Here is a 15,271-nt window from a genome sequence, read left to right on the forward strand (position 1 = left end):
AACCGGGCCGCCGGAGCGGAGCTTATTTCGAGCGCAGGCGCTCTTTCACTCATTCACGCTTTCGCTCTTTGAAAACTGCCTCAACACCTGATAAACCTGGTGCGTGGGCAGGCCCATCACCGTGTAGAAGGAGCCTTCGAGCCGTACGATGCCGACTAACCCAATAAAATCCTGAGCTCCATAAGCGCCCGCTTTGTCGAAAGGATGGCACTCGCGGATGTAGTACGTTATTTCGTCGTCGGTCAACGTAGCGAAGGTTACCTCCGTTTCGTCGGTGAAGGATTGCTCTTGAACACCGCCGTTCGCGTCGGGAGCCAGCACGCAGACGCCCGTTCTGACGCGGTGCGTCTGGCCCGAAAGGGAACGTAGCATCCGGCGGGCGTCGGCTTCATCCTGCGGTTTGTTTAAGATGTTTCCATCCAGAATGACAACCGTGTCGGCGCAGAGAACGATACGTTCGCCTAAGTCGTGTCGAAACTGGTCTGCTTTCTGACGGGCCAGGTATTCCGCTACGTCGTCGGCGGGCATATCGTCCGGGAAAAGCTCATCGGTAGGGCGAGTTTCGATAGTGAACGTAAAGCCCGAATCGGTCATCAATTGTTTCCGGCGGGGCGAACCCGATGCCAGAATGAGTGGGTAACGTAACGAAAGCATAAACTCAGAATATTCAGCAATATGGTTGCAAAGTTGCGTTCGCTACGTTAAAAAACGTAATTCGCATTACACAAACGCACAGCTAACTTACAAACTAAACAGCTCTTGGTTATTTCTCCTGCTACGTTGGCTGACTTATCTGCGCTTACCGATCTGTCGGCAACGACCATGCGCGAAGCATTCGGGCCACCTCATAATCCGATCGAACTGGTGGAAGAATACATTGCCAAATCGTTAACCGAACCGGCTCTGGCTCAGGAGCTGGCCGATCCACGATCTGCTTTTTTTCTGGCCCGATTGCCAGACGGCTCACCCGTGGGGTATGCCAAATTACGCCGACACGCGCCCCCGCGACGGATGCCGGTACGTAACGCAATTGAAATACAGCGTATTTATCTGTTGCAGAGCCAGATTGGTCAGGGGCAGGGCCGTCAGTTGATGGAGCACTGCCTGAGCTGGGCGCGTAACCAAAAGGCTGCGGCTGTGTGGTTGGGTGTGTGGGAACGTAACAAACGTGCCTTGGCTTTTTACGAAAAAATGGGTTTTGAACGTTTTAGTTACCACTACTTTCAATTCGGTTCAGAACGTCAGCGGGATTTTTGGCTGCAAAAACAGTTATAGATACAGCGGCTATAGTGGTTGGCGTTATTAAACTATTCGGGACTGCCTCGCTCTAAGAGTTGTTCTTTGTTATTCATGATTCAACGGTATTTGAACACGTATATGGCTTCCCTGCGGTGTATGCTGCTGGGCTTGCTTTTCGTGTTCGGATACTGCCCCGAAATCGCTGCTCAACAGGATACAATTCGCCAGCAACAACCATCCGGCTTGTCTCCCGAGCGCGTTCGGATGGACTCGATTAAGGCAGAAACGTATAGAAAGGCTTATACCGATTCGCTGGCAACCGCCCATTCAACCCACGTAGCCGATAGCATACTGATGCAACGGGATAGTGTGTTTTATACAAAGCTGAAAACCAGAATGTATAAACACCGACTGACTCGGCAGCTCTACGACGCCGTGTTTCGTGACGTTTATAATAGCCGCGTTAAAACGGGGGAGGTCAACCAGATTGAAGTGAATCCATTCAAAGCGTTTGAAGGGCGGGTGATTGGCGATATTCACATCCGCCGGCTGAACGTATTTGGGCAAACCGTTTACGATACGTTACGCAAACCGGCAAACTGGATCGAAAAAACAGGTAATCGTTTACACCGGAACACGCGGGAGGGAGTAATCCGGTATTCATATTTACTGTTTAAAGAAGGCGATCTGGTCGATCCGAACGTACTGCGCGACAACGAACGGCTGTTACGTAATACGTCCATTTTCCACGATGCCCGGATTTTGGTGGTGCCACGTAGCGGAAGCCGTCAGTTTGTTGATGTTTACGTAATCACGCAGGATGTATGGTCGTTGTTGCCCAATGGTGGATTTAGTAATTTCAAAACCTTTAACATCGGATTCGATCAGCTAAACTTCAGAGGATTAGGCCACCAGCTTTTTGCACAGGTAGCTTACGCGGGCAACGACCCACGCCAGAAACTGGAATATCAGGCCCGCTATAAAGTGCCGTTTATTGGCAAAACCTTCCTGACAGCCCAAGCCGACTTGCTCTATCTCCGCGATTTAAAGCAGGTATCGGCACGCATCTATCGCCCGTTTCTGACGCCCGACACGAAGTACGCGGGAGCCGCCGAAATCAATTACACGCAGATAAACAACCGCCTGCTGACCCGGGCCGACTGCGTAGTGATTGTTCCGCTGAGCTATACGTACACTGATTTCTGGATTGGGCGCTCGTTCCGGTTGTTTTACCGGGAAGGAAATTCTGATGAAAAAGGGCGCGCGCGGCTTATTCTGGCGGTACGTAACACCGATTACAGCTATTTCAGACGTCCCGACGTAACGGCCGATACTAACCAGATTTATCAGGATAGTCGGACTACGTTGTTTAGTGTCGGATTTTCCCGCCGGAAGTACGTTCGCGACGTCCTGATTTATGGATTTGGGCGTACGGAGGACGTACCGGTCGGAGAATCGATTGTGGCGATTGGCGGAATCGACAACGCTGAACTGGGGCGACGTACTTACACGGGCATTAACTATTCGCAGGGGCATTACATCAAGCATGTTGGCTACCTGTACGGGCTGGTGAGTCTGGGTAGTTACTTTCGAAAAAATACCCCCGAACAGGGCGTTTTTTCGTTCGAATCGAACTACTTCAGTCCGCTGATCAAAAGTCGGTGGGGGAATATGCGTCACTTCATCAATGCGCGGTATACGACTGGTATTGGTCGATTTGACAATGAATACATTACCCTGGGCAGCACCGGAAGCGGCCTTATCACCGATGGCATCGGTATTTATAGTGACGCTCTGAGAGGCACTAAACGCGTGCTGCTCAATTACGAGAACATCCTGTTTTCGCGGCTTAGCCTCATCGGGTTCCGGGTGGCTTTCATTACGTTCGCGAATTTCGGTCTGACCAGTTTTCCTGACAGACCCTTGCTGAAGGGACCTTTGTATCAGGGATACGGCATCGGATTTCGGTTACGGAATGAAAATTTAACCTTCAACAGTTTTCAGATTCGGCTGACATACTATCCGAATATTCCAGGAAATACAATACCGTTCAGGCAGGCGTTTGAAGGGGTTCCTACGCTGAGATTCAGAGACTTTGATCTGTCGGCTCCGCAGATTGTGCCTTACCAATAATGCTACCTAGTGAAATAAAAATACTGCGCTGGAACAAAAAGTAAACGAAATAGTGTTGATACATTAAATGCATTTGTCTTATATTTGCATCATGTCCATTGAAACCGACATCAAACAGAACACACCGTTTAAAACGCCTTATCAGCGCGTCGTGGTGAATCTGATTTATACCAGCAACTGGCTGGCCGATAGTCAGAGCCGGTTGTTGAAACCGTTTGGAATCACCATGCAGCAGTATAATGTGCTGCGGATTTTACGGGGGCAATTTCCTGAGCCAGTGAAGGTAAGCGATATTACAGAGCGTATGCTCGACAAAATGTCGAATGCGTCCCGGCTGGTGGACAAACTCGTTGCCAAAAAATACGTCCAGCGTACCGAATGCCCCAGTGACCGTCGGGCCGTTGACGTTATCATAACGGAAAAAGGCATGGATTTGCTGAAACAACTCGATGTGCTGCAAAGTGATTGGGATAACCAGCAAACCTGCAAATTAACCCCCGACGAAGCCATTCTCCTTAGCCAATTGCTCGACCGGATGCGGGAATAACCGTTTTTTATACAACCTGAATTTTTTAATTAAATCGTAATAGTAACCATGAAAAAAGCAACCTTACTTGCTGCTTTATTATTCTCTTCTGTGGGCGCTTTCGCTCAAAACTGGACACTCGATAAAGCTCACTCCAATCTGGGCTTTACCGTAACGCACATGATGCTGGCCGAAGTAGATGGCAAGTTTCAGAATTTCGATGTGAAAATGACCTCGTCGAAAGACGATTTCTCGGATGCTCAAATCGATCTGACCGCCGATGTCAACAGCATCAATACTAATCAGGAAAAACGGGATGCGCACCTGAAAAGCGCCGATTTTTTCGATGCAGCTAAGTATCCGACAATGACTTTCAAAAGCAAGTCGATCACGAAAGTATCGGGTAATAAATATAAAGTGGCCGGCGACCTGACCATGCACGGTGTAACGAAGCCTGTAACGCTCGACGCGGTGATCAATGGCCCTGTTACGAACCCACAGAACAAGAAAGTAAAAGCTGGTTTTAAAGTGACGGGTGAAGTAAAACGTGCTGATTTCTCGTTGGGTGGTGCACCTACGGCCGTTGTCAGCGACGAAATCGCCATTCGCGCTTCGGGCGAGCTGGACAAACTGTAATCAATAACGTACTGTTCGTACTACGTGAATCCCCGGTCCTTATTGGCACCGGGGATTTTTTTGTGATACGTAACTGTTCGGTCTACCTGCTACGTAAAAGACGGAAAATCGTCCATGAATTCAATTTCCGACGTATCGTGGTTCACACAATAACAGTAGTGAATCAGTCCATTGGAAAGCACCAGATAAGGCGCCCGATGAATGTGATTATAGCGGGTAACCTGATCGATGACCTGCTGCGTGATCGTTACGTGAGGGGCCTTGCATTCCACAATCAGAAACGGGCGCCCCTCCCGATCAAACACTACTACGTCGGTTCGTTTTTGTAGTTGATTCAGTTCCAGGCCACCTTCGGTACGTATCAGCGCCTTGGGATAAGCGAAATGCGTTAGCAGCAGATTGACAATGTGTTGCCGTACCCACTCTTCGGGCGAGAGCCGGACGTATTTTCGACGTAACGTATCAAAAATGTATACTTTCCCTTCGACATGCTTAGTTTTGTGGTCGAAAGGAGGTAGGTTTAATGCGACCATAATCCAAAGTTACGAAAGAATGAAAGAGCAGAAGAGTGTATTTTCAGCGTAATCACTCTTTCAATCATTCAACCTCCGTTGCGGCACTCTCTCGCTCATTCACTATGAAGACAAAAGAAGAAATCGTTCAGAACTGGTTGCCACGGTATACCGGTACGCCGATAGAACAGTTCGGCGAATACATTCTGCTGACCAATTTTATCAACTACGTTGAGCTGTTTGCTAAAAAGTTTGATGCCGAAATTTTTGGCATTGGTCGGGCTATGCAAACTGCTACGGCCAATAACATTACGATCATTAACTTCGGCATGGGCAGTGCGATGGCGGCCACCGTTATGGATTTGCTGTCGGCCATTGAACCGAAGGCCGTTTTGTTTCTGGGCAAATGCGGTGGACTGAAAAAGACGCAGATCGGCGATTTGATTTTGCCCATTGCCGCCATCCGTGGCGAAGGAACCAGCAACGATTACATGCGCCCTGAGATCCCGGCGCTACCTTCATTCCGACTACAGCGGGCCGTATCGTCAACCATAAAACGTTACGAACTCGATTACTGGACCGGAACCGTCTACACTACCAACCGACGTATCTGGGAGCACGACGAACCGTTTAAAGATTACCTGCGCGAAATTCGGACCATGGCCATTGACATGGAAACGGCTACCATTTTCACCGTCGGCTTCGTGAATTCCATCCCGCACGGCGCACTACTACTGGTGTCTGACAACCCGTTGGTGCCGGAAGGTGTAAAAACGGAAGAAAGCGACAAACGCGTCACGAGTCAGTTCGTCAACGTCCACCTGGATATTGGTATCGATGCGTTGATTGAGCTGGAATCTTCTGGAGATTCGGTGAAACACCTGAAGTTTGAATAAAAGTGGATAGTTAGTAGCCGCCGTCAAAATCGGTAACTACTAACTATTCACTTGAGTAGAACCATCTGCAAGGCTCTAATTGCAGTAATCACTAATGGCTTTGTAGGCAGGATTATAGCCTAATTCGCCCGATTTGGATAGGTCGAGACAGCCGCCGTTTTCGTCGCCCAGGCTGTGTTTGATGAGGCCTCGAACGTAGTAAACTTCAGCGTAGCGCGGGTTCAGTTTAATGGCGCTGTTGCAGTCCATAATGGCACCTTTCTGATCACCCTGATTCGATTTGATCAATCCCCGGCTAAAATAGGCTTCGGCGTAGGTAGGACTCAATTCAATGGCTTTATTCAGGTCAACAATGGCGCCTTTCTGATCGCCCTGTTTGTTTTTACTAACACCCCGACTGAAATAAGCTTCGGCCCGTTCTGAACCCAGCTCAATAATTTTGTTACGTTCCTGCACCTGATCACGCAGCTTATCAAGAGTAGCCCGGTTGATACGTCCGGTGTAAACTACCTTTGAATCGGCATTGACGTTATTGATCTCGATGGCCTGATTTAAATCCTGAACTGAACCGCGCTGATCGTTCAGTTTGCTGCGCGAAAAACCACGACCATAAAAAGCCCGGTAATTGTCGGGTTTGAGCGTAATGGCTTTGTCGTAATCAGGTATCGAGCCTTTGTAATCTTCGAGCTTGCTCTTGGCAAAAGCCCGGTAGAAGTAGGATTCCCCATCTTCAGGGCTAAGTTCGATGGCTTTGTTGAGATCGGCGATGGCTCCGGTAAAATCATTTAACTCGACTTTCGACATACCCCGACCAGCATATGCCTGTGGTTTTTTGGGCATCATCTCAATCATTTTGGTGAAGTCGGGCAAACTTCCGGAAAAATCTTCCAGCTTCTGTTTGGTGATACCCCGCGAGTAATACGTCTGGGCATTGGCAGGATCAAGTTCAATTGATTTGGTGAAATCGGCCAGCGCACCCCGGTACTGTTCCAGTTTGCTGCGGCTGGCGCCCCGATTGTAATACGATTGTGCATCGTCGGGGTTGAGTTCGATGGAGCGGCTGAAGTCGAGAAGCGCACCCCGGTGGTCATCTTGTTTGCTCTTACTGATGCCCCGGCTCAGATAAGCAAGAGCGTCTTTGCCGTTAATGTCAATAGCGTGGTCGTAGTCAAGAATAGCGCCCCGGTGATCTTTCAGGCTAGCTTTGGCTACGCCCCGGTTGTAATAACTGGCGGCATTGTCGGGATTCATGGTAATGGCCATACTGAACGCCTGGAGCGCGCCCATAAAATCACCGGCTTTACTTTTGGTGATACCGCTTTCAAAAAAATCGACGGCTGTTTGTTGAGCAATGGAAGGAAGGGTAAAGCTGGAAAAAAAGAGGATAGCCAGCGGCAGTAGTTGTCGCTTCATGAGGAAAATGTGATAAATATTTAGGTAGTTGGTTACGAATTGAGCGGGCTAAATTTAAAGCTTTGTTACTGATTAGCCAAGTTAATATAAGATTAAGTCATGGACGAAAGGGTCTGTATGACACAGGGTTACAGACACGTTCGTATGGCTTTCCGACAGATTTTCTGCAAAATGGTTGCCAATTTTACAGCTCTGAAATGACAATATGTCTTATTTTGTAAAATATTTAGGCTGTTAAATGACAAAATGGCATAAAATAGTAAAGTTTGTGCATTGGTACAACATTTGAATAAAGGGTCTATGTATTTGAAAACAGAACAACACAACAAATCAAATAATCACATGGCAACCTTAGTTCGATATAACAACTTCCCTACGTTCTTCAACCCTTTCTATAGCCGTCCCGTTATTAATCGCTATCAGGCCACCACGACCAACGTACCGGCTGTTAACGTAAAAGAAACTGAAACGGCGTTTCATCTTGAACTGGCCGCTCCTGGCTTGAAGAAAGAGGATTTGAAAATTAACGTAGAAAACAACCGCTTAACGATTGCCTATAATACGGAGTCGAAAAGCGAAGAAAACACCGAGAAATTCACTCGTCAGGAGTTTGGCTTCACCTCATTTGAGCGGAGCTTCCGACTGCCAAAAACGGTCAATGCCGACGAAATCAAAGCCGCTTATACCGATGGTATCCTGACGCTCGAACTACCTAAAGTCGAAGAAACGAAACTCGTCAAAGAAATCACCGTTGCTTAATTAAAGCATAGAGTGTGGAGCAGAGGCTATTGCCTTTTGCCGAGTATCTTCAATAAACAGAAAGGGTACTGCTACGTAGCAGTACCCTTTTTTGATGGCACAGAATCTGGCTCTTCAATACGTTATGCCCTCTGTACTACGTCTATAAATGCTTTCAATTTCCATTCGTCCAACTGGCCGTTGGTGCGGACACCACTGCAAATGTCGAGGCCGAACGGCTGTACTACGTCTATCGCCTGACGAACATTTTCCGTATTTAGGCCGCCCGCCAGAAAGACCGGTACTGAGGATTGTTCCACAATTTGCCGACTGACCTGCCAGTTATGAACGCGACCCGTGCCACCCAGCACTTTAACCGAAAGAGTCGGATTTCCTGAATCAAGCAACAGCGCGTCGACGCCATCGGCAACGGCCTTCAGGGCTTCATCAACGTTACGTTCGTCGAGTACGTGAATCACCTGAACGAGTTTGATGGCTGGTAAACGCTCGCGCAATTGGGCATAGGTTTCCGCTGGAACAGCGTCGACTAACTGAATAGTATTGGCGCCAACGCGTTGCTGATGCGCCACGATAGCTGCTACGTTAGTCTCGCTGGTAAGCATGAACGTAGCAATCGGCGGAGGTGTTGCCCGAACAATCTGAGCGGCCAGTTCATCGGCTACTACGCCCGGTCCGCTGGGCATCCGACCGACCAGCCCGAGCGCATCGGCACCGTAACGTATCGCTAATTTAGCTTCATCGGAACTGCTGATGCAGCAAATTTTCACGCGTGTTCTGAACTGAGATTCCATATTTTGGGGTTGGTAACGTAACGGTTGACCGACAAAAATACGCTTCGCCTGTCAAAAGTATGGTACAACAAACCACCAGCGATACCTACGCTTCATTACGTTTCCCAGAGTTTCGTTATTTTATTATGAATAGTTTCCTGATTACAGTTACACTGTTGATTCAGGAAGTGATTCTAGGGTACGAACTCTACAAAGTCACCCACGACCCACTCATGCTTGGCCTTGTCGGGCTGGCCGAAGCTATTCCGTTCATCGCGCTCTCGCTCTTTGGCGGGCACCTGGCCGACCGGCGCGACAAAAAAAGTATTCTGCAGTGGAGCCTGCTCGTTATTATTCTTGGCTCTGTCATTCTGTATCTTGTCTTTCAACCGTCGGTCGAAGCGGGTTTGTCGCAAACGGCCCGGCTGGCTACCATCTATGGTGTTTTGATGCTGATTGGCACCGCCAAAGGGTTTTACTCACCCGCCAGTTCATCGCTGAAACCGTTTCTGGTTCCTCGCGAATTATACGCCAATTCGGCTACGTGGAGCAGTTCATTCTGGCAGGCGGGGGCTATTGTTGGGCCGGGATTAGCCGGTTTTTTTTATAGCTGGTTCGGGTTCGATAATACACTTATTATTGTCATTGGCCTGCTTGTCGTTTGCTTTGTTTTGATCAGCCTGATTAGCCGCAAACCTGTACCCGTTACCGACGAACCGGTGCTTGGTTTCCGGCAGAGTCTGGCCGAAGGTTTCCGGTTTGTGTTTAAAACGCAGATTGTTCTCTACGCTATTTCGCTCGACCTTTTTTCGGTATTGTTCGGGGGCGTAGTCGCTTTATTGCCGGTTTATGCCGAAGATATTCTGAAAGTAGGGGCGGAGGGGCTAGGATTTCTGCGGGCCGCTCCGTCGGTGGGCGCTTTGGTGACGATGGCGTTTATGACGCAATATCCGCCCACGCATAATGCCTGGCGAAACATGTTGTTGGCCGTGGTTGGTTTCGGTATAGCTACTCTCGTGTTTGCGGTATCGACCAATTTTTACCTGTCGCTGGTGATGCTGGCGCTGACCGGCGCTTTCGATAGTGTCAGCGTTATTATCCGGCAAACCATCCTGCAAATTTTTCCACCCGATCACATGCGCGGACGCGTGGCTGCTGTGAACGGTATTTTCGTGAGTTCGTCGAACGAAATTGGTGCTTTTGAATCGGGCTTGCTGGCTCGTCTGTTAGGAACGGTGCCGTCGGTGGCACTGGGCGGAGTCGTTACGTTGGTCGTGGTTGCTTACGTCTACACCAAATCGAAGGCGCTGTTTGCTGTTCGATTGAGCTAACAAAAACAAAACTTCCCGAACGGTCAGACGTATCAGCGCAAAATCGCTGGGTAGTCCCGGTCGGGAAGTTCAGCCTTCATCATCTGTGGGGTTAACTTTGGGTAATTGGGGAGTCGAGGTTCCGTAGAAAAAGGTCTAGATCAATTGGCTTATCGAGTAACACGCGTGCATCAAAAGCCTGCCAGAACAATTCATCGGAGAGTTGGTAATCCTGTTGCAGCCGGACCATATCGTAAATGCTTTGTTTGATTTGCCCGGCCGGCGACTGCACCTGCGAAGCAAGGGATTGGGAGTTTGCCATAACCTGTTGTTTTTGAGTGTGCGATAGGGTAAACACAGTCGTTTTTCGATTGTTTTTACCCAAAATGTCGACTATGTAGCCGATAGTTAGAAAAGTTATATTTCGCCTTTTATATCTGCGCCAGGAAGTGACTACCGACCCGGCATGGTGCAACTAAAATTTTTTGTAATTATTTAATTCGGTGATTTTGTGGGGAATACATCCGAGGGTTTGCTTTATCAGGAACCGTGCCACATTTTTTGACCAACGTTTAATTCGTTCAAATAAACAATGAAACAAATTCTTCTTATCGCAACGGCCCTGATTAGCGGAGCCAGCCTGCTTTCGTTAACACTCCCGCTTCCTGCTGCAAAACCACCTAAACTGGTAAAAGCATGGGAAACCGATACTACGCTACGTACCCCAGAATCGGTACTCTTTGATGGGCACAATACGTTGTACGTAGCCAATATCGACGGAAAGTCTGATGCGCTGGATGGATCAGGATTCATTTCAAAAGTGTCGCTGGATGGGAAAATCGAAAATCTGCAATGGACAGCCGGACTCAATGCGCCGAAGGGAATGGGACTGTATAAGAACCGTTTATACGTAGCAGATATTCATCGGCTGGTGTGTATCAACACCAAAAACGGTCAGGCTGAAAAAACATGGGACGCCGTGGGGCAGGGCGCTTACCTAAACGACGTAACGGTCGATAAAGAGGGAACGGTCTACGTATCAGATAACCGCAACAACAAAGTATATCGCCTGAAAGAGGACAAATGGGAAGTGTTTATGGAAGGTGAGCCGCTCAACAATCCGAACGGCCTGTACGCGGTTGGAACGGATAAACTAATGGTTGGCAACACAAAAACCGGCGCTCTGTGCGTACTGGATCTGAACACCAAAACGTTGAAGCAGCTAGCCGATGGCATGGCCAATACCGATGGCATCGTGCCGGAAGGAAAGGGCAATTTTTTCGTTTCGGACTGGAACGGCCGCCTGTTTCACATTGCCGCCGATGGCACTAAAACCGAACTCCTCGATACCCGCGCCGATAAAGTCAATGCCGCTGATATTGAATACGTAGCGAAAAAGAAACTACTGGTTGTACCGACATTTCTTAAGAACAAACTGGTGGCCTATAAGGTCGAATAAACGTAATTCTAGCACGGCTTAAACATAAATACCCGACTGTATTGGTCGGGTATTTATGTTTAAGAACCTTCAACGACCTCTGCGTCGGGCCCATTTTGGCGAAAACCCTTAAACCAACAGCTTCGCCACCGCTTCCTGTGCCCGTTCGGCCCCGAAACCATCTATCGCCTGCTGCATCTGATTCACAATTAACTCATTACCTAAATTGCCGATGCTGCCCTCGTGTGTATGACGTAGCGAACGCGGTGGTACGTAGGTATGTTCGGCAATTTCTTTGCCCACCGTTCGATACGCTTCGCGGAAGGGAACGCCCTGCAACACCAGCTCGTTCACCCGCTCTACGCTGAAAAGCAGATCGTATTTGGAATCGTCCAGCAGATTGGGTTTCACCTGAATATGCTCAAGCATGAACGTAGTGATGTCGAGACAGTCTAGCAGATCGTCGAAAGCGGGCATCAGAATTTCTTTCAGAATCTGCATATCGCGGTGATAACCAGACGGCAGATTACTCAGTACCATCGTTACCTCCATCGGTAGCGCTTTCATGCGGTTTGTTTTGGCACGTAGTAGCTCCGCTACGTCCGGATTTTTCTTGTGGGGCATAATACTCGAACCCGTCGTCAACGCATCCGGCAGCACCAGAAACCCAAAGTTCTGACTGTTATAGAGACAAATATCCATCGCCATCCTGGACAACGTAGCAGCAACGGCAGCCAGCGCCGTGAGAGCAGTCTGTTCGGTTTTACCTCGGCTCATCTGCGCGTACACTACGTTGACGTGCATTCCTTCGAAACCTAGTAGCTCCGTCGTCAGCGTTCGGTTGAGCGGAAACGACGAGCCATAACCAGCTCCCGAACCGAGTGGATTTCGGTTGGCCAATCGGTAGGCCGTTTGCAGGGTGAGCATATCGTCGGCCAGGGCTTCGGCGTAGGCGCCAAACCACAAACCGAACGACGAAGGCATGGCTATTTGAAGATGTGTATAACCGGGTAAAAGATCGTCTTTGTGTTGCTCCGACCGGCTGATAAGCTGATCGAATACCTGCTTGACGGCTTCGGATACGCGCCAGAGCCGGTCGCGGGTGAAAAGCTTTAAATCGACCAAAACCTGATCGTTACGCGAACGACCCGAATGAATTTTCTTACCTACATCGCCCAATTTCTGCGTGAGTAGCAGTTCGACCTGCGAGTGTACGTCTTCAATACCCTCTTCAATACTAAACTGCCCGTCCTGAATCTGCTGATAAATGATTTTTAATTCATCCGTCAACAAGCTTAATTCCTCATTGGAAAGCAGACCTATAGTTTCGAGCATCTGCGCATGGGCCAGGTTACCCAGTACGTCGAAAGGAGCGAGGTAAAGATCCATTTCACGGTCGCGCCCGACGGTGAAACGTTCAATTTGATCGGCAGTAGTAACGCCTTCTTTTTGCCAGAGTTTCAAATCGTAAAGAGTGAAAGAGTGAATGAGTGAAAGAGCGAATGGCTGGCGCAGAATTTTCGCTCCGCTTCGGCGGTCCGATTTCGCTCATTCGCTCTTTCACTCTTTAGACAAAGGTAGTGATGTTGGCTTTCTGAAATCGTTTTCCCAACTGCCAGAATCCAAATGCCGCTACCAGACTGATACCGGCAATCGCCAGCCAGTGCGACGAAAACCCGACCTGCGCCACCATCAGCGAGCCAAATGCGGGTGCGGTGGTCTGCGCCAGCGCACCACTCATGGAATAGAGCGCCAGATACTGACCGCGCGTTTTCGGGTTGGAACGTTCGACCGTGAGCGATTGCAGAAAAGGCATCACCAGCATTTCGCTGAACGTAGCAACTAAGATATACCCTAACGGAAGCAACGTACTAAGGGCTACTGCGTTGCCGAACGTAACGCCAAACTGAGTGAGCCAGGCCGGTGATGCGAGAATGAGAAATGATATACTGGTCAGCAGAGTGCCGCGCACAATCAGTGGTATTTTGGGTAATTGTCGTTGTTCAAGTTCGTAGACCAGCGCCATTTCAATGGTCACAATGAGTATACCATTCAGCGCCATTAGTAGGCCAATAGTACGTTCCGTCAGGTGGACAACCTGTTTGAAAAATAGCGGCACTATTGTGAAAAATTGAAAAAAGGCGATCAGAAACAACGTATTACAGAGCACAAAGCCGATAAATACATGATCCTGATAGGGGGATGAGGTTTCGGAAATTTCCTTAACCGACGTACCAAGCGAATGTGTATTTTTTTGGTCAACCGAATTAACCGGTACAGGCAAAAACAGCCGGAGGACGATTCCCGCTAGCAGGCAGGTCAGACCGTCGGTCCAGAAAAGAAGACTGTAATCAATACTGGCCAGCCAGCCGCCTAGTCCACCACCCACGGCCCAGCCGAGATTGATAGCCAGTCGATTGAAGGAAAAAGCGCGGGTACGTGTTTCCGGCTCTGAGTAATGCGCAATAGCTGCCTGATTAGCCGGTCGGAAGGCATCGCCCAGCAGCGTGAACAGAAAAACACTCGTGCAGAGCAGGTAAAAATTAGTGATAAACTGAAGCGCGATCAGAGCAACTCCGCCAAACAGCAGACTCAGTAACTGAACGTAGTAAAAGCCAAAACGATCAGTCAGGCGGCCGCCAAGGAACGTACCCACGAACGCGCCTGACCCGTAAACAGCCATCACAATGCCTGCGTCGGTAACGGAGAAGTGCAGATGCTGAGTCAGGTAAAGCGTCATGTAGGGCAACACCATCGTGCCGCACCGGTTGATCAGCATCACGCCCGCCAGCAGCCAAACCGATGGCGAAAGCCCCTGATACGCCCGTCGATATAGATGAAGTGTCCGCTGAATCATGCCCGCAAGTTACGACGAATCCGGACCAGCGGGAATTTGTTATTGAGGGAGTGGACTATTTTAGGGGACCGGTTTAACGTGAAGTATGCATTTGTCGGACTATCGCCTTCGCTGTTAGAGCTGTGCTTTAGGATGACGGATTTCTCCGTGCATCGGCATCTTCGCCGGGAGTTACAAATATTTTCCTGTCGACAATCAGGGGTCGGTGTTCTTCCAGGAATGCTTTGAACAATCGGATTTCTTCGATCTGCCGGTCGATGGGGTGGGTGAGGGCATAGCTCTCTACGTATACTTCCGGCTGCCCATCGGCGGGGAAAGCGGTAATGACGTATTCCATCAGCTTGATGCCTTTTCGTTTTAGGGCGTGCAGGTACAGATTCTGGTGATTATGAACGTAGCGGCCCGGCTGATACGAGCCTGTCGTTTTGATATCGACCGCTTTAAATTTGCCGATCAGATCGACGTAGCCGTAGAAGAGAACATCCTCAATTTCCAGCTGGCAATACACCTGCGTTTCGACGATGGGGCGGGGGAGTAACTTGCGGACTTTCTTAAGCACTTCCGCATCGAATCGTTCTTCGCCATTTCCTTTTACAACGGCTTCCTCGAATGAAACACCCCGTTCCTGTGCAGCCGTGGTTGGCGTAGGTACCCGGTTGATGGTGTCGATCAATTCCTGCGCTGAAAGGTTTCCACCGTGCAGATAACGGGAAAATACGTTCAGAAGAGTTGGGTAAAAGCGGTACTGAATCATCGACGTAGCAAAATCTGTTGACGTTATT

16 protein-coding genes are annotated in these 15,271 nt (G+C 49.1%); 8 read left to right on the forward strand and 8 right to left on the reverse strand.

Annotation, left to right across the window (positions count from 1 at the left end):
* Positions 1 to 45: 45 nt before the first annotated feature.
* The gene (locus ACYVF1_RS05060; protein WP_461076254.1) at positions 46 to 654 is read right to left on the reverse strand and encodes a Maf family protein; all 609 of its coding nucleotides are present in this window, start codon (positions 652 to 654) and stop codon (positions 46 to 48) included.
* A gap of 105 nt (positions 655 to 759) precedes the next feature.
* Between ACYVF1_RS05060 and ACYVF1_RS05065 the strand changes: the two genes are divergently transcribed.
* The 4 genes from ACYVF1_RS05065 (at position 760) to ACYVF1_RS05080 (ending at position 4,534) form a co-directional block, all read left to right on the forward strand.
* Positions 760 to 1,275 carry a GNAT family N-acetyltransferase gene (locus ACYVF1_RS05065; RefSeq protein ID WP_461076256.1) on the forward strand — a complete coding sequence of 172 codons (516 nt, stop codon included), beginning with the start codon at positions 760 to 762 and terminating at the stop codon, positions 1,273 to 1,275.
* Between the two features lie 228 nt (positions 1,276 to 1,503).
* Positions 1,504 to 3,372 carry a hypothetical protein gene (locus ACYVF1_RS05070; protein WP_461077813.1) on the forward strand — a complete coding sequence of 623 codons (1,869 nt, stop codon included), beginning with the start codon at positions 1,504 to 1,506 and terminating at the stop codon, positions 3,370 to 3,372.
* Between the two features lie 91 nt (positions 3,373 to 3,463).
* The gene (locus ACYVF1_RS05075; RefSeq protein ID WP_461076258.1) at positions 3,464 to 3,919 is read left to right on the forward strand and encodes a MarR family winged helix-turn-helix transcriptional regulator; all 456 of its coding nucleotides are present in this window, start codon (positions 3,464 to 3,466) and stop codon (positions 3,917 to 3,919) included.
* 48 nt (positions 3,920 to 3,967) lie between these two features.
* A complete protein-coding gene (locus tag ACYVF1_RS05080) occupies positions 3,968 to 4,534 on the forward strand; it encodes a YceI family protein (protein WP_461076260.1) in 567 nt (188 codons plus the stop codon).
* Positions 4,535 to 4,623: 89 nt separating this feature from the next.
* On the opposite strand, the gene ACYVF1_RS05085 is transcribed toward ACYVF1_RS05080, so the two are convergent.
* A complete protein-coding gene (locus ACYVF1_RS05085) occupies positions 4,624 to 5,067 on the reverse strand; it encodes a type I restriction enzyme HsdR N-terminal domain-containing protein (RefSeq protein WP_461076262.1) in 444 nt (147 codons plus the stop codon).
* A 104-nt stretch (positions 5,068 to 5,171) separates the two neighbouring features.
* On the opposite strand from ACYVF1_RS05085, the gene ACYVF1_RS05090 reads away from it, so the two are divergent.
* A complete protein-coding gene (locus ACYVF1_RS05090) occupies positions 5,172 to 5,942 on the forward strand; it encodes an AMP nucleosidase (RefSeq protein WP_461076264.1) in 771 nt (256 codons plus the stop codon).
* 75 nt (positions 5,943 to 6,017) lie between these two features.
* Here the strand turns inward: ACYVF1_RS05090 and ACYVF1_RS05095 are convergent, their stop codons facing one another.
* Positions 6,018 to 7,355, reverse strand: a complete 1,338-nt coding sequence (locus tag ACYVF1_RS05095) for a tetratricopeptide repeat protein (RefSeq protein ID WP_461076266.1) — start codon at positions 7,353 to 7,355, stop codon at positions 6,018 to 6,020.
* A gap of 342 nt (positions 7,356 to 7,697) precedes the next feature.
* Between ACYVF1_RS05095 and ACYVF1_RS05100 the strand changes: the two genes are divergently transcribed.
* The gene (locus ACYVF1_RS05100; RefSeq protein WP_461076268.1) at positions 7,698 to 8,114 is read left to right on the forward strand and encodes an Hsp20/alpha crystallin family protein; all 417 of its coding nucleotides are present in this window, start codon (positions 7,698 to 7,700) and stop codon (positions 8,112 to 8,114) included.
* Between the two features lie 122 nt (positions 8,115 to 8,236).
* Here ACYVF1_RS05100 and ACYVF1_RS05105 read toward each other — a convergent pair whose 3' ends face one another.
* Entirely contained in the window at positions 8,237 to 8,905 is a 669-nt protein-coding gene (locus tag ACYVF1_RS05105) for a phosphoribosylanthranilate isomerase (RefSeq protein WP_461076270.1), read from the reverse strand.
* Positions 8,906 to 8,964: 59 nt separating this feature from the next.
* Between ACYVF1_RS05105 and ACYVF1_RS05110 the strand changes: the two genes are divergently transcribed.
* Positions 8,965 to 10,215 carry an MFS transporter gene (locus tag ACYVF1_RS05110; RefSeq protein WP_461076272.1) on the forward strand — a complete coding sequence of 417 codons (1,251 nt, stop codon included), beginning with the start codon at positions 8,965 to 8,967 and terminating at the stop codon, positions 10,213 to 10,215.
* Positions 10,216 to 10,306: 91 nt separating this feature from the next.
* Here the strand turns inward: ACYVF1_RS05110 and ACYVF1_RS05115 are convergent, their stop codons facing one another.
* Complete coding sequence (locus ACYVF1_RS05115; protein WP_461076274.1) at positions 10,307 to 10,516, reverse strand: hypothetical protein; 210 nt, start codon at positions 10,514 to 10,516, stop codon at positions 10,307 to 10,309.
* A gap of 270 nt (positions 10,517 to 10,786) precedes the next feature.
* Here ACYVF1_RS05115 and ACYVF1_RS05120 point away from each other — a divergent pair, with 270 nt between their 5' ends.
* Positions 10,787 to 11,653 (forward strand): SMP-30/gluconolactonase/LRE family protein, encoded by an 867-nt coding sequence (locus ACYVF1_RS05120; RefSeq protein WP_461076276.1) that lies wholly within the window; start codon positions 10,787 to 10,789, stop codon positions 11,651 to 11,653.
* Between the two features lie 108 nt (positions 11,654 to 11,761).
* Here ACYVF1_RS05120 and argH read toward each other — a convergent pair whose 3' ends face one another.
* From argH to ACYVF1_RS05135, 3 genes are all read right to left on the reverse strand, one after another.
* Positions 11,762 to 13,096, reverse strand: coding sequence for an argininosuccinate lyase (gene argH / locus ACYVF1_RS05125; protein WP_461076278.1), 1,335 nt, complete (start codon positions 13,094 to 13,096; stop codon positions 11,762 to 11,764).
* A 103-nt stretch (positions 13,097 to 13,199) separates the two neighbouring features.
* Complete coding sequence (locus ACYVF1_RS05130; protein WP_461076280.1) at positions 13,200 to 14,489, reverse strand: MFS transporter; 1,290 nt, start codon at positions 14,487 to 14,489, stop codon at positions 13,200 to 13,202.
* 127 nt (positions 14,490 to 14,616) lie between these two features.
* On the reverse strand, positions 14,617 to 15,243 hold the full coding sequence (locus tag ACYVF1_RS05135; protein WP_461076282.1) for a PD-(D/E)XK nuclease family protein: 627 nt from the start codon (positions 15,241 to 15,243) through the stop codon (positions 14,617 to 14,619).
* Positions 15,244 to 15,271 lie beyond the last annotated feature (28 nt).

This window comes from Spirosoma flavus, assembly GCF_054778555.1.